This is a genomic window from Pseudomonas sp. MG-9 (assembly GCF_018729515.1).
Classification (GTDB): domain Bacteria; phylum Pseudomonadota; class Gammaproteobacteria; order Pseudomonadales; family Pseudomonadaceae; genus Aquipseudomonas; species Aquipseudomonas serboccidentalis.
Genome location: NZ_JAHHZH010000007.1, coordinates 340,015 through 359,193 on the forward strand (window position 1 = coordinate 340,015; position 19,179 = coordinate 359,193).

13 protein-coding genes are annotated in these 19,179 nt (G+C 59.6%); 4 read left to right on the forward strand and 9 right to left on the reverse strand.

The features are described from left to right. Positions 1-101 precede the first annotated feature (101 nt). Positions 102-1,436, reverse strand: a complete 1,335-nt coding sequence (locus KKQ10_RS20220) for a dicarboxylate/amino acid:cation symporter (protein WP_127652315.1) — start codon at positions 1,434-1,436, stop codon at positions 102-104. 351 nt (positions 1,437-1,787) lie between these two features. Between KKQ10_RS20220 and KKQ10_RS20225 the strand changes: the two genes are divergently transcribed. Next, positions 1,788-2,786 carry an AraC family transcriptional regulator gene (locus tag KKQ10_RS20225; RefSeq protein ID WP_127652316.1) on the forward strand — a complete coding sequence of 333 codons (999 nt, stop codon included), beginning with the start codon at positions 1,788-1,790 and terminating at the stop codon, positions 2,784-2,786. 111 nt (positions 2,787-2,897) lie between these two features. Here KKQ10_RS20225 and KKQ10_RS20230 read toward each other — a convergent pair whose 3' ends face one another. The 3 genes from KKQ10_RS20230 to KKQ10_RS20240 form a co-directional block, all read right to left on the reverse strand. Then, the gene (locus tag KKQ10_RS20230; RefSeq protein ID WP_215502098.1) at positions 2,898-4,244 is read right to left on the reverse strand and encodes an ATP-binding protein; all 1,347 of its coding nucleotides are present in this window, start codon (positions 4,242-4,244) and stop codon (positions 2,898-2,900) included. Continuing rightward, the gene (locus tag KKQ10_RS20235; RefSeq protein ID WP_007965967.1) at positions 4,241-4,918 is read right to left on the reverse strand and encodes a response regulator; all 678 of its coding nucleotides are present in this window, start codon (positions 4,916-4,918) and stop codon (positions 4,241-4,243) included. Before KKQ10_RS20235 ends, KKQ10_RS20230 begins: the two co-directional genes overlap by 4 nt. A gap of 149 nt (positions 4,919-5,067) precedes the next feature. Further along, positions 5,068-5,673, reverse strand: a complete 606-nt coding sequence (locus KKQ10_RS20240; protein ID WP_215502099.1) for a porin family protein — start codon at positions 5,671-5,673, stop codon at positions 5,068-5,070. Between the two features lie 142 nt (positions 5,674-5,815). Here KKQ10_RS20240 and KKQ10_RS20245 point away from each other — a divergent pair, with 142 nt between their 5' ends. Both KKQ10_RS20245 and KKQ10_RS20250 read left to right on the forward strand, forming a co-directional pair. Continuing rightward, complete coding sequence (locus KKQ10_RS20245; protein WP_215502100.1) at positions 5,816-6,607, forward strand: dienelactone hydrolase family protein; 792 nt, start codon at positions 5,816-5,818, stop codon at positions 6,605-6,607. 163 nt (positions 6,608-6,770) lie between these two features. Further along, positions 6,771-7,496 carry a 4'-phosphopantetheinyl transferase family protein gene (locus KKQ10_RS20250; protein ID WP_215502101.1) on the forward strand — a complete coding sequence of 242 codons (726 nt, stop codon included), beginning with the start codon at positions 6,771-6,773 and terminating at the stop codon, positions 7,494-7,496. Between the two features lie 116 nt (positions 7,497-7,612). Here KKQ10_RS20250 and KKQ10_RS20255 read toward each other — a convergent pair whose 3' ends face one another. After that, complete coding sequence (locus KKQ10_RS20255) at positions 7,613-9,223, reverse strand: ATP-binding protein (RefSeq protein WP_127652322.1); 1,611 nt, start codon at positions 9,221-9,223, stop codon at positions 7,613-7,615. Then, on the reverse strand, positions 9,220-9,942 hold the full coding sequence (locus tag KKQ10_RS20260) for a response regulator (RefSeq protein WP_127652323.1): 723 nt from the start codon (positions 9,940-9,942) through the stop codon (positions 9,220-9,222). Before KKQ10_RS20260 ends, KKQ10_RS20255 begins: the two co-directional genes overlap by 4 nt. Positions 9,943-10,798: 856 nt before the next feature. Here KKQ10_RS20260 and KKQ10_RS20265 point away from each other — a divergent pair. Beyond that, positions 10,799-13,693 carry a ribonucleoside-diphosphate reductase subunit alpha gene (locus KKQ10_RS20265; RefSeq protein WP_127652324.1) on the forward strand — a complete coding sequence of 965 codons (2,895 nt, stop codon included), beginning with the start codon at positions 10,799-10,801 and terminating at the stop codon, positions 13,691-13,693. Positions 13,694-14,454: 761 nt separating this feature from the next. On the opposite strand, the gene KKQ10_RS20270 is transcribed toward KKQ10_RS20265, so the two are convergent. Genes KKQ10_RS20270 through KKQ10_RS20280 form a run of 3 tightly spaced genes read right to left on the reverse strand, consistent with a single transcriptional unit; the run spans position 14,455 to position 19,057 of the window. After that, positions 14,455-15,831 (reverse strand): efflux transporter outer membrane subunit, encoded by a 1,377-nt coding sequence (locus KKQ10_RS20270; protein ID WP_215502102.1) that lies wholly within the window; start codon positions 15,829-15,831, stop codon positions 14,455-14,457. A 5-nt stretch (positions 15,832-15,836) separates the two neighbouring features. Next, a complete protein-coding gene (locus tag KKQ10_RS20275; RefSeq protein WP_215502103.1) occupies positions 15,837-17,855 on the reverse strand; it encodes a MacB family efflux pump subunit in 2,019 nt (672 codons plus the stop codon). Further along, positions 17,852-19,057, reverse strand: a complete 1,206-nt coding sequence (locus tag KKQ10_RS20280) for an efflux RND transporter periplasmic adaptor subunit (protein WP_215502104.1) — start codon at positions 19,055-19,057, stop codon at positions 17,852-17,854. Before KKQ10_RS20280 ends, KKQ10_RS20275 begins: the two co-directional genes overlap by 4 nt. Between the last annotated feature and the right edge of the window lie 122 nt (positions 19,058-19,179).

Consider the following 19,179-nt stretch of genomic DNA (forward strand, 5'->3'; position numbering starts at 1 on the left):
CTCTCGCTGGGGCGCGAAGCGGCCCCGCTCTTCAAAGAGAGGCCTGTTGCGCAGTCCAGCGGGAGCGAGCTCCCTCGCCACAAGGTATTACCAAATTTCAGTTACTTGACGTTGCTCGGGGCTGGGCCTTCAGCCACACCCAGGTCATCTTCAGGACGGGTATCAGCGATACCGCGACCACCCGAGGCCAGCTCGGTTTGCAGCACGTCGGTGTCCAGCTCTTTGACCCACTTGGCGACAACGATGGTCGCTACGGCGTTGCCGACCAGGTTGGTCAGGGCGCGGGCTTCGGACATGAAGCGGTCGATACCCAGAATCAGCGCCAGACCGGCCACCGGCAAGTGACCTACCGCCGACAGCGTGGCGGCCAGCACGATGAAGCCCGAACCGGTCACACCGGCTGCGCCTTTGGAGGACAGCAGCAACACCACCAGCAGGGTGATCTGATGGGTGATGTCCATGTGCGTGTCGGTGGCCTGAGCAATGAACACTGCAGCCATGGTCAGGTAGATCGCAGTACCGTCGAGGTTGAACGAGTAACCGGTCGGGATCACCAGACCCACTACCGATTTCTTCGCGCCCAGACGCTCCATCTTGATCAGCATGCGTGGCAGTACCGATTCCGACGAGGACGTACCCAGTACGATCAGCAGCTCTTCACGGATGTAGCGGATCATCTTCAGTACGCTGAAGCCGTGCATGCGGGCGATACCACCGAGCACGATCAGGATGAACAGCACGCAAGTGATGTAGAAGCAGGCCATCAGTTGACCCAGCTGCACCAGCGAGCCGACACCGTAGGCACCGATGGTGAACGCCATCGCACCGAAGGCACCGATTGGCGCGAGCTTCATGATCATGTTGATGATGTTGAACATCACGTGGGCGAAGCGATCGATGAAGTCGAGGATCGGACGGCCGTAGTCACCCAGGCGATGCAGGGCGAAACCGAAGATCACCGAGAACATCAGCACTTGCAGGATGTCGCCAGTGGCGAACGCGCCGACGATGGTGGACGGGATCACGTTGAGCAGGAAGCCGACAACGCTCTGGTCAGCACCCTGGGCTACATAGGTGGCGACTTTCGAAGCGTCGAGGGTGCTGACGTCGATGTGCATGCCGTTGCCCGGCTGCACGATGTTGACCACGATCAGGCCCACCAGCAGGGCGATGGTCGATACGATTTCGAAGTACAGCAGTGCGTAACCGCCGGTCTTGCCGACCGACTTCATGCTTTGCATGCCAGCGATACCGCTGACCACGGTGCAGAAGATGATCGGGGCGATGATCATTTTGATCAGCTTGATGAACCCGTCACCCAGTGGCTTTACCGCGACACCGAACTGCGGGTAGTAGTGACCAAGGGCAATACCGATGATGATCGCGACGATCACCTGGAAATACAGGGATTTGTACAGTGGCTGACGAGTCGTCATTGCAAGTTTCCTCAAGCGTTCTGCAGGCAACATCCATCTGTTGAGCGCAGAACCTGAATTGCGAACCCTCCTGCACTGGAGGGATTTGTTGTTCGAGCGGCGCCTTTCCGGGCGGGATCAACGCACGCTTCTGTCGCTCTTATCGCAAACGCCGTGCCACTTTGGTGCAATTCGCTGCAAGCCTTTTGATATCAGGACTTACGGGCTTTTCTGTGTCACTGTTCGGTGACTCAAGTGTGGCGGATTTCCGCCAACTCGCCGGATCTCGTCCTACAATTTGGCGGAAATCCGCCTTGTTGCCCTGTGCACGCCCCGGCTACCATCCGGCGCCTGAGGAAGGATCTGCCGCTTATGCGCGAACGTACCATCGCCAGTCATTTCGCCCGGGCCGCCCTCGGTGGCGCACGCCGTTCGGGGTTCGATTATTTGCCGCTGCTGCAACAGCTGGGCATCAGCCCCGAGTTGCTGGATGAGCCGCGCGCGCGCATCGCCCCGGAGCAATTCACCCAACTGCTACAGAGCCTGTGGCTGGCCCTGGACGACGAATACCTGGGCTTTGGCAACGCACCGAGCAAACCCGGTAGCTTCGCGATGATGTGCCATGCCCTGATTCACTGCCGTAACCTGGAGAAGGCACTGCAACGCGGTTTATTGTTTTATAGCCTATTCCCCGAGGCCCCGCGCCTGAGCCTGCACCGCGAAGACGAATGGGTGCGCCTGAGCCTCGATGACTCGCAGTTATGGGACCCGGATCACTTTCTCAGCGAGAGCCTGCTGGTGATCTGGCATCGCCTCGGCAGTTGGCTGATCGGCCAGCGCATTCGTCTGGAACAGGCCACGTTCAGTTATCCGAAACCGGCGCATGGCGCCGAGTACGATCTGCTGTTCCCCTGCCCGCTGGTGTTTTCAGCCGATCAAAGCAGCCTGCTGTTCCACAGCCGCTATCTACACATGCCGCTGTTACAGGACGAACGCACCCTCAAGCACTTTCTCGAACGCTCCCCCGCCGACCTGCTGTCGCGCCCGGACGACGGCGACAGCCTCAGTAGTCGCCTGCGCCGCTTGCTCAGCCGCGACAGCGCGCACTGGCCGGACCTGGAAGCGGTGGCCGCGCAGCTGCACATCAGCCCGCAAACCCTGCGTCGGCATTTGCGCGAGGAAGGCACCAGTTTTCAGGAATTGAAGGATCAGTTGCGGCGGGATATCGCCATTTACCACTTGGGCCGGGCGGATCTGTCGTTGCAACAGATCGCCGAGCAACTGGGGTTTTCCGAGCCGTCGGCGTTTCACCGGGCGTTCAAGAAGTGGACCGGGCTGACGCCGGGGGCTTATCGGGCGCAGGAGCAGTGACACCCCGCAGTGAACCGACTGGCGCCTTCGCGAGCAGGCTCACTCCGACATTTGAAATGCATTCCCCTGTAGGAGTGAGCCTGCTCGCGATGACGTCAGAACGGCCAACACCTAAGCCGCCGGAAAATGAATCCTGAACGCCGCCCCGCCCATCGGCGAATCACCCAGCATCAACTTGGCGTTGTAGCTTTCGATGATGTCCTTGACCACTGCCAACCCGATCCCCTGCCCCGGATGCTGGCGGTCGAGGCGTTCACCGCGCTCGAGGATGCGCGCACGCTGATTCGGCGGTACGCCGGGGCCGTCGTCTTCGATGCACAGTTCGATGCCGGCCAGGCTCTCGCGCACGCTGATGCGCACTTCGCCCAGGCACAGACGATAGGCGTTCTCCAACAGGTTGCCCATCATCTCCAGCAGCGCGCCCTGCTCGATCGGCACGTAGCAATGTTCCGGCAGATCGAAGGCCACCCGCACGTGTTTGTCGCGGTAGACCTTGTCCAGCGTGTCGCACAGGCTTTTGAGCACGGGTTGCAGACGCACCTGATGGCGTACCAGACCGCTTTTGCGCAGGCTGGCCCGTTGCAATTGATAGCTGATCTGCTGGCTCATGCGCTCGATCTGGGTCTGCAGCACCCAGGCCTGATCACGATCCTCGGGGCGCTGGGCCATGTCTTCACTGACCCCCTGCAACACCGCCAGCGGGGTTTTCAGGCTGTGCGCCAGGTCATCGAGGGAATCGCGGTAACGGCTGCGCTGCTGGCGCTCGCTGTGCAGCAAACGGTTGAGCGAGCCGGTCAGGCGCAGCAGTTCGCGCGGGTGCTGTTCGGTGAGACTTTCGCGGGTGCCGCTTTCGATTTCGTCGAGTTCCTGACTGAGGCGGCGCAGCGCCTTGAGGCCCCAGGTCAAGCCGATCCACAGCAACGCCAGCAACACCAGCAATGCGGCGCCGAAGCCCAGATAGAGATTCTCGCGCAGGCCTTCGAGGGTGTTTTCGTATTCACGCACCGGTTGCAGGGCGACGATACTGAAGGCGGCACTTTTACCGCCGAGCAGTTTGACTTCGACGTCGTAGACGAAGAACTCCTGGCCGTTGCTCTCGCGGATCCGCGCGAACTCGTTACCCAGCCCGTCGTAGCGCGGCGTGTAGTTGATCTGCTCTTCCTGCGTGCCTTTGGAGCGCCAGACCAGTTTGCCGTCGCGGTCGTAGATGTAGCCGAGCAAGCGGTTGTCGGTGAGGTTGAAACGCTCATCCGGCAACTGCGTCGGCATCACCAGATGGCCGCTGTCGATGCGTGCCGCCGAGATCAGCGTGGTGACATCCGAGGCCAGGCGCTGCTCGATCGAGTCCTGCAACGCCAGGCTGAACGCGCCCTGCATGGCTGGCAGCAAGCCGAGCATGAACAACACCGCCAACGTGGTGGCGGCGAGCATCAAGCGAACGCGAAGAGAACGAATCAAGTGCAGCGCTCATTGAACAGGTAGCCGAGACCGCGCACGGTGTCGATCGGCTTGAACCCGCCCGGGCCTTCGAGCTTGCGGCGCAGGCGGCCGACCAGCACTTCGATCACGTTCGGATCGCGCTCGTCGTCGTCCGGGTAGAGCTGCTCCATCAGGCGATCCTTGGGCACCACTTGCTGATGGTGGCGCATCAGGTATTCGAGGATGCGGTATTCGTAGGCGGTCAGCGCCAACGGTTCTTCATCCAGCGACGCCTGTTTGCGATTGAGGTCCAGCAGCAACGGCCCGGCGACGATGGTCGACTGAGTGAAGCCGCTGGAGCGGCGCAGCAAGGCGTTGAGCCGCGCATCGAGTTCTTCGAACTGGAACGGCTTGACCACGTAGTCGTCGGCACCGGCAGCGAGGCCTTCGACCTTGTCCTGCCAGTTGCCGCGCGCGGTGAGGATCAGGATAGGAAACGTCTTGCCGTTCGAACGCAACTGGCGGATCAGGTCCAACCCCCCCATACCGGGCAGGCCGAGGTCGATCACCGCCAGATCGAAGTTGAACTGTCCGGTCTGGTACAGCGCCTCTTCGGCATTGGCCACGGACTCGACCACGTGACCGCTCTCCGTCAGGCGGGTTTGCAGGTGATGGCGCAACAGCGCTTCATCTTCGACGACCAACAGTTTCATGACCTTCTCCTAATCACTTGAAATCTCCACAACCACCTGTGGGAGCGAGCTTGCTCGCGAAGGCGGTTATTCAGTCAACGATAATGTTGAATGAAACATCGCTTTCGCGAGCAAGCTCGCTCCCACAGGGTTTCAAGGCGATTCGCTCCTTAGAAATTGTAGTTGGCCGACAGGTAAGTCTGCGCGCTGCTGGTCAAGTCCAGCGAGCCTTGCTTGCTGCCGCCGCTCTCTTTCATTTCAGTGCTGGCGTTGCTCATCAGGTAACGGTAACCGAGTTCGACCGAAACGTTTTGCGCCACTTGCTGCAACACACCGAACTGACCGCCCACGGCGTAACCGATGTCGCTGTCACGGCTGTAGCCTGGCGAATCCTGGGTCAGCTTGGTCAAACCCGCCGTCGCGCCACCGAACAGCTTGGTGCTGCCGCCCACTGGATAGAACAGATCGTAGCTGCCCAGCAGGTTTTCCTGGCGCAGTTTAATGCCATTGTGCGAACCGGACACGTTGTCGTAAGTGGCGTAGTAGCGACCTTGCGAGTTTTGCTGGCCGAGACGCACGCCGTAAGTGTTGTTGCCATCGATCGCGCCGCTGGCGTCCGGGTGGCCGAGGTTGTCGTTCAGCGCGTGGGACTTTTTGACCTTGTCACTGGTCTGACCGAACGTCAGGCCGGCGAAGTTAGTGGTGTCATCGGCATGCGCCGCAAGGCTGGAGCCCAACAAGGTAAAAGCCAGCAGCAGTTTGTTTAGATGATTCATCGAGTTTCCTCTTTCACAGTGCTGTTTGGGTATGGCGCAAGGTTACTGACCTGCCCCTGTACCTCCCCTGAACGCTCTCTGAACCTGCGCTGAATCAAATCGGCTAGGCTGTCCTGACCACTTTTCGATAAGGAGACCGACCATGCGCCTGTTCCTCGCCCTCACCCTGCTCGCCGCCAGCAGTCTGGCCAACGCCGCGATCAAGACTCAGGAGATTCCCTACCAGAGCGCCGACGGTACAAAACTGATCGGCTACTACGCCTATGACGACGCGATCAAGGGCAAGCGCCCGGGCGTGGTGGTGGTGCATGAATGGTGGGGCCTGAACGATTACGCCAAGCGCCGCGCCCGTGACCTCGCCGAGCTGGGTTACAGCGCACTGGCGATCGACATGTACGGCGAAGGCAAGAACACCGAGCACCCGAAAGATGCGATGGCGTTCATGCAGGCCGCGACCCAGGATGCCGCAGCGTCCAGCAAGCGCTTCGAGGCCGGGCTGAACCTGCTGAAAAAGCAGCCGCAGACCGACGTGAATAAAATCGCCGCCATCGGCTATTGCTTCGGCGGTGGCGTGGTGCTCAACGCGGCGCGTCAAGGTGAGCCACTGGCGGGCGTGGTGAGTTTCCACGGCGCACTGGCAACCACCACCCCAGCCACGCCCGGCAGTGTGAAGGCGAAAATACTGGTCGAGCACGGCGCACTGGACAGCATGGTCACCGCCGACAACGTCACCGCATTCAAGGCGGAAATGGACAAGGCTGGCGCCGACTATAAGTTCGTCAGCCTCGACGGCGCCAAACACGGCTTCACCAATCCCGACGCTGATCGCTTGAGCCACGGCGATCACGGTGGCCCGGATATCGGTTACAACAAAGCGGCCGATGAAAAATCGTGGGCGGACATGAAGGCGTTCTTCCAGAAGATCTTTGGCTGATCCACATCCACCCTGTAGGAGCTGCCGGAGGCTGCGATCTTTTGATCTTGATCTTTAAACAGCAAAGATCGCAGCCTCCGGCAGCTCCTACAGGTTATGCATTACCGCCAGGTAAAGGATTTGGCTCTACCCAGCATCCGCGCCAACCGGCAAAATGCCCGCCATGAATTCCAGCCCGATCCTCCCCGCCTGCTGCACCCCGCTCGACGCCCATTGGCCGTTGCCGAACGTGTTGCCCGACACCGTCCTGCTGAGCACCCGCTTCGACCCGAAGCAACTGCTGGGCGATGACTTCCAGCGCAGTGCCATCGAGCCGCCGCCGAGCATTCAGCGTTCGGTGGCCAAGCGTCAGGCAGAGTTTCTCGCCGGGCGGATCTGCGCCCGGGCCGCGTTGCAGCAACTGGAAGGCTCAAGCGTGATCCCGGCGATTGGCGAAGACCGCGCGCCGGTGTGGCCGGCGCACATCTGCGGCTCGATCACCCACAGCACCGGGCGTGCGGCAGCGATTGTCGCCAATAAACAGCACTGGCGCGGCTTGGGCATGGACCTGGAAAACCTGCTCGACAGCGACCGCGCCGAACGTCTGGCCGGGGAGATCCTGACGCCGGCGGAACTACAGCGCATGACCGCCGGTGCGCGCGAGCAACTGGGGTTGTGCGTAACGCTGACGTTTTCGGTGAAAGAAAGCCTGTTCAAGGCGCTGTACCCGATTGTGCAAAAGCGCTTCTACTTCGAACACGCCGAGGTGCTGGAATGGACGGAACAGGGTCAGGTGCGCTTGCGCCTGCTGACCGATCTGTCCGCTGAATGGCGCCATGGCCGTGAGCTGGAGGCGCAGTTCGGGGTGCAGGAGGGGCAGTTGTTGAGTCTGGTGAGCATTTCTGCCTGAAGAGCTGCGATGCTGGCACCGGCCCTATCGCGAGCAGGCTCACTCCTACAAGGGAACGCATTCCAACGGTAGGAGTGAGCCTGCTCGCGATGAGGCCAGCCTGGCCAACATCGATATCAGCGTCGCTCCTGATTCCTCGGCCAACTCAAGCTGAAGCAAGCCCCACCCAGACTCTTGCTCTTGTTGATCAGCGCCCGGCCGTCATGCCAGTGGATGATCCGCCGCACAATCGACAGGCCCAAACCATGCCCGCCCGACGCCCGGGTGCGGCTGTCATCCAGACGCAGGAACGGCGTAAAGATGCGCTCCCACGCCGACTCCGGCACACCCGGCCCATCATCTTCGACGTCGACCCGGCAGCGCAACTGCCCGACCTGATAACTCACCGTCACTTTCGAGCGCGCATGGCGCATCGCGTTGCTCACCAGGTTCTGCAACGCGCGGTGCAGGAAGCGCGGCTCGGCCTCGACCCAGGCGCCGTCGTTATCCGCCGCCGACAGGCATAACCCGCGCTGTACCGTGACCTCGGCGCGCAATGGCGCCAGCTCTTCGATCACCTGATTGACCAGCGCATCGAGGTCGATGCGTTGAAAGGTCAGCGCTGGCGAACCCTGTTCCAGCCGCGCGTAAGTGAGCATTTCATCGACCAGCTTATCGAGGTCCTCGATGTCGTGGTCCATGCCCTCACGGTACTTTTCCAGCGCCTGCGGGGTGGTGGCCGAACCGATCATCTCCAGCCCGAAACGCAGACGCGCCACTGGCGTGCGCAATTCATGGGACACCGCCCGCACCAGTTCGCGCTGGATCGCCAGCAACTGTTGCAAGTGCTCGGCCATGCCGTTGAACGCCGCCGCCAGACGCCCGACCGAGTCGGCGCCCCGGGCCGGCACTCGGGTTTCCAGGCTGCCCTTGGCAATGCGCGTGGCCGCCGCTTCGAGGCCGCGCAAGCGTCGTTCGAGCTGACGCACCAGCAGATAAACGATCAGACCGATCAGGCTCAAGCCAAGGGCGGCGATCAGCACCAGCCATTGCGGCGGGTAGGGGTTCATCTGATACAACGGGCCGATCTCCAGCACCCAAGGGGTGCCGACCATGCCGGCAAACACCCGGATCGAGTCGCCGCCCTTGCCCAGCGCCATCACCGTATCGCCCTCGGACACACGACGGCTCTGGTCTTCGTCCATGTCGGCCTCGTTCACCGTGACCAGCCGCAAATCGAAACCGAAGCCCTTCTCTTCCTTTAACTGCGCCAGCCGCTTGGGCTGTTCGCCCACGGGGAAACGCACCAACTCATCGGCCAACAGGTAAATAGTCGCCCGCGCCAATTGCTCGCTGATCTGCTGCACGTCGCCAGTGAGCACCAGTTGCTCTTTATCGCTGACCATTTTGTAGACCCGCGCCGCATGCGGGCCGGTCTGCTCCACCAGCGCCTGACCATGCTGCACTCGGGTGCGCTGGGACAGATCCAGGCCGGTCTCGGAAAATTTCTTCAGCGCCAGCGGAATCCCCAACAGACGCTCCCACACCAGCAGCGCCCGATGACGCTCGGTTTCGTTCATCGGTTGCAGGTTGTCGGCCATCAGCGAGAACGTGCCGTGGGCCAGGCGCTCGCGGTATTGCTCGCTGCGCACCTGATTGAGCAGGTGCAATGCCAGTACGCCAAGCACCGCCACCAGAATCAGCGCCGCGCACATACCGCCGTAGATGCGCAGGAAGATCGAGTTCACAGGGCCAGATCCACGCAGGCTTCAGGGACGAACAAATAGCCTTTGCTGCGGATGGTCTTGATCAGGCGCGGGTGGTCGGGGTCGTCGCCGATTTTCGGGCGGATGCGCGAGATGCGCACATCGATCGAGCGGTCCTGGCCGTCGTAGCCGATGCCGCGCAGCGCAGTGAAGATCTCTTCGCGGGACAGGATCCGCCCGGCATTCGACACCAGCAGCCAGAGCAGGTCGAATTCGGCGCTGGTCAGTTCGATACCGCTGTCGCTGAGCCAGGCTTCGCGCAACGCGTTGTCCACCACCAATGGGCCGAACTGCAGGCGGCGGCTTTTTTCCGCGACAGGCTCGGCGCTGTCACTGCGTCGCAGCAAGGCCTGGATACGCGCCAGCAACAGCCGTGGACGCACGGGCTTGCACACGTAATCGTCGGCGCCGAGGTCGAGGCCCTGAATCTGGTCGGCATCGTCAGTGCGGGCGGTGAGCATCAGGATCGGCCCGTCATAGCGATCGCGAACCTTGCGGCAGATGCTCAGGCCGTCTTCACCGGGCAGCATCAGGTCGAGGATCACCAGGTCCGGCTGCTCCTTGATGATCCGCGCTGCCGCCAGCGCGCCGTTACCTTCGATCTCCACGCGCAATCCATTGGCTTGCAGGTATTCGCGGGTGAGTTCGGCCAGACGCTGGTCGTCCTCGACTATCAATACCTGCCACGCTTCTTGCTCCACCGGTGACCTCTGCTTGCTGTTTTTATTAATTAAGGCAGAAACGCATTGCTCCCTGTAGGAGCTGCCGCAGGCTGTGATCTTTTGACCTTGCTTTTTAAAATCAAAAGATCGCAGCCTTCGGCAGCTCCTGCACAGGTGTGCGGTTGCCCACAGATTCGGATCCTCCCGTCTTTTTGTCATCTTTTGGGAGGATAAGAATGGGTAAACACCGCTCGATTGTATAAACGGCGTACAGCCAGAACACAAGTCGCCAAATGCGTTCGGACAAGGCGGTTTTTTGTGATAGGGTTCGCGCCCTTAAAAATCCGCTGAAGCGTTTTTCCCGAGTGAAAAACAGTGACAAACGGTCTAGCTCAGCAGGTTCGCGGCCTACACGGGAATTCCTGGTTTCTTACACAATTTACGCACAGGTTTATCCACAGCTAGTACGTTGCAAGCCCCCTCGAAACGCATTATCTTGTAGCACGGCGCAAGGAGAGACCCTACATATAGGGTTTTCCAATCAAACGCCCAACCACATTTCGGACCTGAAACTCAAGCGCTTTATTGCCAGTTTCCGGTTGAACCAAGCAGGTTTTTCAAAGCCCAAACCGCACTGGCGGATGGCACCGTTTTTTAGGTTGGAAACGACCGGAACGGTACGGGTGTTGCAGTCATTACTGTCACCCTGGAAGGAATCCGGCTCGAGCCCTGGCTCGCAGCCAAAAACTTCGGCAAGGATGCGGCGTCATTAGCCTTTTTCCTACTGGTCCGAAGTTGTTATGCCCGACGCCCGTCGGTTGTAGTGCTTCGGACCAGAACGGTGAGCACCATGATGGTGCCCAAACAAACATAGAGAATGTGGAGATCACCCCCCATGCAAACCGACACAACTCGCGAGAACCCGCAGGGCACCTTGCCGCAGGCCGCCGATTCGAATTCGGATCTGGCAGCTACCGCGCCTGGTCAACTGCGCGTGATCAAGCGTAATGGCACTGTCGTTCCTTACACCGATGACAAGATCACCGTCGCTATCACCAAAGCGTTTCTCGCAGTTGAGGGCGGCACCGCTGCCGCTTCGTCGCGAATCCACGACACCGTTGCCCGCCTGACCGAACAAGTCACCGCGACCTTCAAGCGTCGCATGCCTTCGGGCGGCACCATCCACATCGAAGAGATCCAGGACCAGGTCGAACTGGCCCTGATGCGTGCCGGCGAGCAGAAAGTCGCTCGTGACTACGTGATCTACCGTGACGGTCGTTCCAAAGAACGCGCTGCCCACGCCCCGGTCGAAGCCGCCGTCAACGCGCACCCGTCGATCCGTATCACCCGTGCCGACGGCAGCCTCGCGCCGCTGGACATGGGCCGCCTGAACACCATCGTCACCGAGGCCTGCGAAGGTCTGGAAGAAGTCGATGGCGACCTGATCCAGCGCGAAACCCTGAAGAACCTGTACGACGGCGTGGCCCTGAACGACGTCAACACCGCTCTGGTGATGACCGCGCGTACTCTGGTTGAACGTGAGCCGAACTACTCGTTCGTCACCGCCCGCCTGCTGATGGACACCCTGCGTGCCGAAGGCCTGGGCTTCCTCGAAGTGGCCGAAAGCGCCACTCACCACGAGATGGCCGACCTGTACGCCAAGGCGCTGCCGGCTTACATCGCCAAAGGTATCGAGTTCGAACTGCTGAACCCTGTGCTGGCCTCCTTCGACCTGGAAAAACTGGGCAAGGCGATCAACCACGAGCGCGACCAGCAATTCACCTACCTGGGCCTGCAGACCCTGTACGACCGTTACTTCATCCACAAGGATGGCGTGCGTTTCGAACTGCCGCAGATTTTCTTCATGCGTGTGGCCATGGGCCTGGCAATCGAAGAGAAGCAGAAAGAAGACCGTGCGATCGAGTTCTACAACCTGCTGTCGTCCTTCGACTACATGGCTTCGACCCCGACCCTGTTCAACGCCGGCACTCTGCGTCCACAGCTGTCTAGCTGCTACCTGACCACCGTTCCGGACGACCTGTCGGGCATCTACCACGCGATCCACGACAACGCCATGTTGTCCAAATTCGCGGGCGGCCTGGGCAACGACTGGACCCCTGTTCGTGCACTGGGTTCGTATATCAAGGGCACCAACGGCAAGTCGCAAGGCGTGGTTCCGTTCCTGAAAGTGGTGAACGACACCGCGGTAGCCGTTAACCAGGGTGGCAAGCGCAAAGGCGCTGTCTGTGCCTACCTGGAAACCTGGCACATGGACATCGAAGAGTTCATCGAGCTGCGCAAGAACACCGGTGATGATCGTCGTCGTACCCACGACATGAACACCGCCAACTGGATCCCTGACCTGTTCATGAAGCGCGTCTTCGATGACGGCAAGTGGACCCTGTTCTCGCCATCCGAAGTACCGGACCTGCACGACCTGACCGGTAAAGCCTTCGAAGAGCGCTACGAGTACTACGAAGCCCTGACCGAGTACCCGGGCAAGGTCAAGCTGTTCAAGACCATCCAGGCCAAAGACCTGTGGCGCAAAATGCTGTCCATGCTGTTCGAAACCGGCCACCCATGGCTGACGTTCAAAGACCCGTGCAACCTGCGCAGCCCGCAGCAGCACGTCGGCGTGGTTCACAGCTCGAACCTGTGCACCGAGATCACCTTGAACACCAACAAGGACGAGATCGCTGTTTGCAACCTGGGCTCGATCAACCTGCCGAACCACATCGTGGATGGCAAGCTGGACACCGCCAAGCTGCAACGCACCGTGAACACTGCCGTGCGCATGCTCGACAACGTGATCGACATCAACTACTACTCGGTGCCGCAAGCGAAGAACTCCAACTTCAAGCACCGTCCGGTCGGTCTGGGCATCATGGGCTTCCAGGACGCGCTGTACCTGCAGCACATCCCTTACGGTTCCGACGCTGCCGTCGAGTTCGCCGACAAGTCGATGGAAGCGGTCAGCTACTACGCGATCCAGGCGTCCTGCGACCTGGCTGACGAGCGCGGCTCGTACGAGACCTTCAACGGTTCGCTGTGGTCCAAAGGTATCCTGCCGCTGGATTCGCAACAGATCCTGATCGAGGCTCGCGGCCAGAAGTACATCGACGTCGACCTGAACGAAACCCTGGACTGGGCACCGGTTCGCGCCCGTGTACAGAAAGGCATTCGTAACTCCAACATCATGGCCATCGCACCGACCGCGACCATCGCCAACATCACTGGCGTCTCGCAGTCGATCGAACCGACCTACCAGAACCTGTATGTGAAATCGAACCTGTCGGGCGAATTCACCGTGATCAACCCGTACCTGGTTCGCGACCTCAAGGCTCGCGGTCTGTGGGACTCGGTCATGATCAACGACCTGAAGTACTACGACGGTTCGGTTCAGCAGATCGAGCGCATCCCGCAAGAACTCAAAGAGCTCTACGCGACCGCGTTCGAAGTGGACACCAAGTGGATCGTTGACGCCGCCAGCCGTCGTCAGAAGTGGATCGACCAGGCCCAGTCGCTGAACCTGTACATCGCTGGCGCATCGGGCAAGAAGCTCGACGTGACCTACCGCATGGCCTGGTACCGTGGCCTGAAAACCACTTACTACCTCCGTGCCCTGGCCGCGACCAGCACCGAGAAGTCGACCATCAACACCGGCAAGCTGAACGCTGTTTCCAGCGGCGGCAACCACGGCGACGATTCGGTTCTGGCAGCTCCTGCCGGCCCGGCTCCAGTGCCAAAGGCTTGCGCGATCGACGAGCCGGATTGCGAAGCTTGCCAATAAGCTGAGCTGAATCAGGCGTTACGAGACGCCTGATACTTCCCGGACAAAAGAAACCCCCGACAGACTTCTGGTTTGTCGGGGGTTTTCTTTTGCCTGCAAAACACCAAAGCTCTAACGAACAGGTTTTAGCAGACACAAAAAAGGCCCCTTCACAGAAGGAGCCTCTCGTCAGTGCTTACCGACGGCAGCCGCCGTTATTGTAAGGACCGGCAACACGAACCCAGCCGCTGGCTTGCGGAACATTGCTGCACATAGTGCGGCCAGTCGAAGCCGACTCATAAAGCCACCAGGACGCTGGCGCAGCCTGAACAACGACAGCACCCAGCAGCAAACTTGCGGCCAAAGTCAGACCAAAACCCATACGCAGCGACATAACGATCTCCATTTCAAATAAACGTCCCAAGTTGCCGTCGGCACAATGAATGCTTAGCGTTCATCACACTTCTCGACTCAACCAGAGCGTGCAATAAAAGTACTGCAAGCGAGTACCCAATCAATCATCAAGAGCCCTGATGAAAGAGCGCGCACCTTACATTACGAAACAACTAAAAACAATAAATAAAACCTGGAAAGAACCGACTCTTTATTAATTAAATAGAAAAGAACACAAATAACAAACAAGCAAAACCCTACAAGATTAATTGCATACAAATACAATGACCTACATCAATTAAACTAACTAAATCAATTCAGAGACGCAGCACAATCTTCCTTAATCACTGACAAGCTTCAAATCCTTTAACGTCTGCGTGCGCAATAACCTAATGCACGAAGCCCCCACCCAGCGCCAGATACAACCCCATTCGCGCCTGCAGTCGCTCGAAGCGATTCTGTGCCAGCGAAATTTGCGCGGCACGCCGGCTCTCTTGCAGATCCAGCCACTCCTTGATACCCGTCTGCCCGCTGCGATAGCGGATCTCCGCCAACCCTTCTGCTTTCAGTGCGGCGGCCAGTGCCTGCTCACGACGCAAACCCTGCTGGGTAAACTGCACTTGTGCTGACAACGCATCTTCAACTTCCGACAGCGCGATATAAAGCCCTTGGCGGAACTCAATGATCGCCGCCTCGTAGTCAACGGCGGATATTCCAACTGTATATTTGCGAACATTCCACTGCACAAACGGCAGGTTTATACCGACCCCCAACAGACCGACTGGATTATTGAGCACTTGACTCAACTCCCGACTACCGCCTGTTGTCAGACTGCCCGTCAGCGTAAACGTGGGATAGAAACTGGCTCGCGTTGCGTCATAGTTCGACAATGCCTGACGCAATCGCCATTCAGCCGCCTGCAGATCCGGACGTCGGGCAACCAGATCGGCGGGCAAGCCTGCCGGGACACTCGCCAATGTTACCGAAGGCAGTTGTTCCAGTTCTGTAAAGCGGTGCTCGGGTGCCTGATCGAAAATAATCGCCAGTGCGTTGCGCGCCGCTTCAAGTTGCTGCTGATAATCGCTGAGTACCGCACGTTGCGTAGCCAGCACCTGCTCGGCTTGCGCCTCTTCGAGCCCAGTCGCCGCGCCAGCCAGACGCTGGGACTGCACCAGCTGCAACGTCCGCTCGGCGTACCGGATACTGTCCCGGGCCGACCGGACCAGTTCGTTGAACAGGCCGATTTGCCAATACAGGCGCGCCGTCGTGCCGACCAGGCTCAGTGCACTGGCGCGCCGATCAAAGTCAGTCGCCACTAACGCCCACTGCGCAGCATCGCGCGTACTCGCCAGCCGCCCCCACAAGTCGACTTCGTAACGCATCGACGAGGTCGTGGAGAACCGGCGCTGGGTTGAACCGTCACGACGCAGGTTCCTGCTCCACTCCGCCCCCGTACCCACGTCCAGATCAGGCGTGATAGTGGTGCCGGTGAGCCCTGCCTGAAGCGCTGCCCGGCGCACTCTGAGGGCAGCCACAGCGAGATCGTTGTTACGCATCAGGGCGTCATCGACCAACGCATTCAGACGCGGATCACCAAATGTTTCCCACCATCGCTGCCCTGCACGTAATGAGCGGTCGTGCGTCGTGTCACCCAACCAGAAGGCCGGTGCGTGCACCTCGGGTTGACGGTACTCGCTGTGCAGCAGAGCGCCACATCCACTCAAGCACAAAGGCAGCAGCAATGCCCAAGTCCACTTGCCATTCATGCACTTCATTCTCGGGACAACGCCTGAATTGGATCAAGCCGGGCGGCATTGCGCGCCGGGATATAACCGAACAACACGCCGACCAGAAGCGAACACAAACAGGCTGAAATCATTGCCAACGCCGTGAACTCCATGACGATCATCTGCACGAAGTAGCCAAACACCTGGCTGACCAGCAACGACAACAGGACGCCCAGTAAGCCACCCAACAGACAGACCAACATCGCCTCGATCAGGAATTGCTGCAAGATGTCTGCACGTCGAGCGCCGACGGCCATGCGGATACCAATCTCCCGGGTACGCTCAGTGACCGATACCAGCATGATATTCATCACCCCGATACCACCGACCAAGAGTGAAATGAACGCCACGGCAGAGATCAGCAGCGTCAGGGTATCCGTGGTTTTCTGCACGATTTTCAGGATGCTGTCGCTGGAACTGAGGAAAAAATCTGCGCGCCCATGACGTGCCACCAACAATGTTTGCAGCGCTTGCTCTGCTGCAGCGCTGGCCACCTGGTCCTTGAGCCGAACCTTGATCGAATTGAAATGGCTCTGCCCCAACAAGCGCCCCATCACCGTTGTATAAGGCAAATAGACTTGCAGGCTCGGCCCTGAAAAACCGTCATCGCGATTTTCCATGACCCCCACCACCGTGCAAGGCAGGCCGCCCACCAGGATCACTTTGCCCAGTGGTTGCTCCCAGTCCTTGAACAGCCGTTGTCGGGTATTGTGATCAATGATCAGGGTCTGGCCACGGCGCATCACATCGCTGGCACTGAACACCGCGCCCTTGCTCATGCGGATGCCCATCACCTGGAAGTAATCGTGGCCGACACCATTGACGGTGGCACTGACATGCAGATTGCGATAGCGAATCGTTCGGCTGCCATTGACCATCGCCGAGACGCTGTCGACCCAGGACTGCCCCTGGATGATCCGCAAATCCACAGGTTGCAAAGTCCGGATCGAGGCGGCCTGCTCATCTCCCCAGTCCTTGCCGGGATAAACATCGATGGTATTGGTGCCCATGGCGCTGATATCGCGCAGGACTCGGGTCTGCGCCCCCTGCCCCAGCGCGACCACCGACACCACTGAGGCGATGCCGATGATGATCCCCAGCATGGTCAGCAATGTACGCATACGATGGCTGCACAGGGAAACCCAGGCCATCTTGAAAGCCTCGCTGAAGCGACGCCAATGCACTGCCGCCGCTTCGCGCCCCTGATCTAGCGTACTTTCACCCTCCTGAGCGAGCTGCGCCGCAGGCACTTTTCGGCTGGCATTCGATTGATCCGCAACGATCCCTCCGTCATGAATCTCGATAATCCGGTCAGCGTGCTGCGCCACCCGCAAGTCATGGGTCACGATAATAATGGTGTGGCCGCTACGGTGCAGTTCACGCAGGATGGCCATTACCTCTTCACCACTGCGTGAGTCCAACGAGCCGGTGGGTTCGTCGGCCAGGATCACCGCGCCACCATTGATCAGCGCACGGGCAATACTGACCCGCTGCTGCTGACCACCGGAAAGCTGCCCCGGTCGATGCTGCATGCGCTGCCCCAGCCCCAGGCGTTGCAACAATGCCCTAGCCTTTTGCTGACACTCGATAAACGACTGGTCGGCGTAAATGGCCGGCACCTGGACGTTGGCCTCGGCGCTCAAATGCGACAGCAAATGAAAGCGCTGGAAAATGAACCCGAAATGCTCACGACGTAATGTCGCCAGTTCATCGCTGCTCATACCGGCCATATCGACACCGTTGATACAGTAGCGACCGGCAGAGGGACGATCCAGGCAGCCGAGGATATTCATCAGGCTGGATTTTCCGGAGCCGGACGGCCCGATAATCGCCACCATTTCACCAGCGGCAATGGTCAGATTCACGTCGCGCAGCACATGAGTCCTGGCCTCGCCATCGGCGAACCAGCGCTGCACGCCCTCAAGGGTTAGCAACTGCGTAACCGGCAGAGCCTCTTGCGCGGGTTTTGGTGTCAAGTCGCAAAGATCATTGGCGCTGCTCATTGAGCCTCCGGCTCTTCGCCGAGGACAACTTCGTCATGCTCCTTGAGACCATCCAACACCTGAACGTTAAGGTCATTGCGCAAACCGGTCTTGACCAGCACCGTCTGCAACTGACCACCAACCAGTCGACGCACTTCATAGCGGCCATCAGCGACGCGCTTGCCCAACGCGGCCACCGACACCGTTGTGGCTTTTGGCGCCGAATCGAGCAGCACGCTGACCTGCGCCGTCATTGAAGTGCGCAACGAACGATCGTCATTGGGCACGTCAAACAGCGCGTTGTAGTACACCGCTGCGTCGGCACCGCCAGCAGTCGAGCCACCACCACCCTGCATTGTGTCCTGCCGGGTAATGGACTCTGGCGCCGGTTCTACCGCCCGAATATGACTTTCAAAGCGCCGATCCGGATCGCCCAGGATACTGAAGGATACCGCTTGGCCTGGCTTGACTCGAACCACGTCAGCTTCAGATATCCGCGCCTCGACCGTCATCCGGTCCAGCCGGGCCAGGATCAGCAAGGTCGGGACACTCTGCGCGGAAACGACGGTCTGCCCCTGCTTAGTCACCACGGCAATGACTTCTCCGTCCATCGGCGCACTGATACGCGTGTAGCCAAGGTTGACTTCGGCGATGCGGATTTCTATCTCCGCCTGGGAAATCTGCGCAGCCAGGGATGCCAGTTCGGCACGAGAGCTTTGCAATTGCGCTTCGGCAATCTCCAGATCGGCCCGCGATCCGGCCTCACTGGCAACCAGACTTTGCTTGCGACGGAAATCAAGTTCGTACTGGCGAATCATCGCCTGTCGAGCCTTATATTGTGCCCGGACACTGAGCAACGCTGCCCGTGACTTAAGCAGTTCGTTCTGTGGCAACAGCGGGTCAATCTCGGCCAGTAGCTGACCTTGGCGCACCGTATCGCCCAACCCGGCCTTCAAGCTTTTGAGTTGCCCGTTGACCTGTGCGCCAACACTGACTTGCTGGAAAGGCTTGACCGTACCACTGGCCAATACTGTTTCTTCAAGATCTTCAACGGTGACGGTCGTGGTCAGATATTTCCTTGGCGTGGCGCCCCAGCCCTGCCCCCCTATAAACCAGACCAGCAATGCACTAACGAACAGCGTCCCGAAGACGATTCGGGAGCGAGAGAAAAAAACCATGGAGTGATCGTTACATCCCTGTCTGTGGTTGGACGAACCGTTCATTGGCGCCCGGGTGTTGCCTGAGCAAGCGCGTGAATACGCCCGCAAAAATACGATTGCCGCAGACGAGTAGCCCCCGGCGCGCGCATTAAACAAGAAAGCCCCTCAAAGAGGGGCTTTCCGTT

Bases quoted from the DNA above. Each gene is read 5' to 3' on its own strand.
- KKQ10_RS20220 (WP_127652315.1), bottom strand. From the start codon at position 1,436: ATGACGACTCGTCAGCCACTGTACAAATCCCTGTATTTCCAGGTGATC.
- KKQ10_RS20225 (WP_127652316.1), top strand. From the start codon at position 1,788: ATGCGCGAACGTACCATCGCCAGTCATTTCGCCCGGGCCGCCCTCGGT.
- KKQ10_RS20235 (WP_007965967.1), bottom strand. From the start codon at position 4,918: ATGAAACTGTTGGTCGTCGAAGATGAAGCGCTGTTGCGCCATCACCTG.
- KKQ10_RS20240 (WP_215502099.1), bottom strand. From the start codon at position 5,673: ATGAATCATCTAAACAAACTGCTGCTGGCTTTTACCTTGTTGGGCTCC.
- KKQ10_RS20245 (WP_215502100.1), top strand. From the start codon at position 5,816: ATGCGCCTGTTCCTCGCCCTCACCCTGCTCGCCGCCAGCAGTCTGGCC.
- KKQ10_RS20250 (WP_215502101.1), top strand. From the start codon at position 6,771: ATGAATTCCAGCCCGATCCTCCCCGCCTGCTGCACCCCGCTCGACGCC.
- KKQ10_RS20265 (WP_127652324.1), top strand. From the start codon at position 10,799: ATGCAAACCGACACAACTCGCGAGAACCCGCAGGGCACCTTGCCGCAG.
- KKQ10_RS20270 (WP_215502102.1), bottom strand. From the start codon at position 15,831: ATGAATGGCAAGTGGACTTGGGCATTGCTGCTGCCTTTGTGCTTGAGT.
- KKQ10_RS20275 (WP_215502103.1), bottom strand. From the start codon at position 17,855: ATGAGCAGCGCCAATGATCTTTGCGACTTGACACCAAAACCCGCGCAA.
- KKQ10_RS20280 (WP_215502104.1), bottom strand. From the start codon at position 19,057: ATGAACGGTTCGTCCAACCACAGACAGGGATGTAACGATCACTCCATG.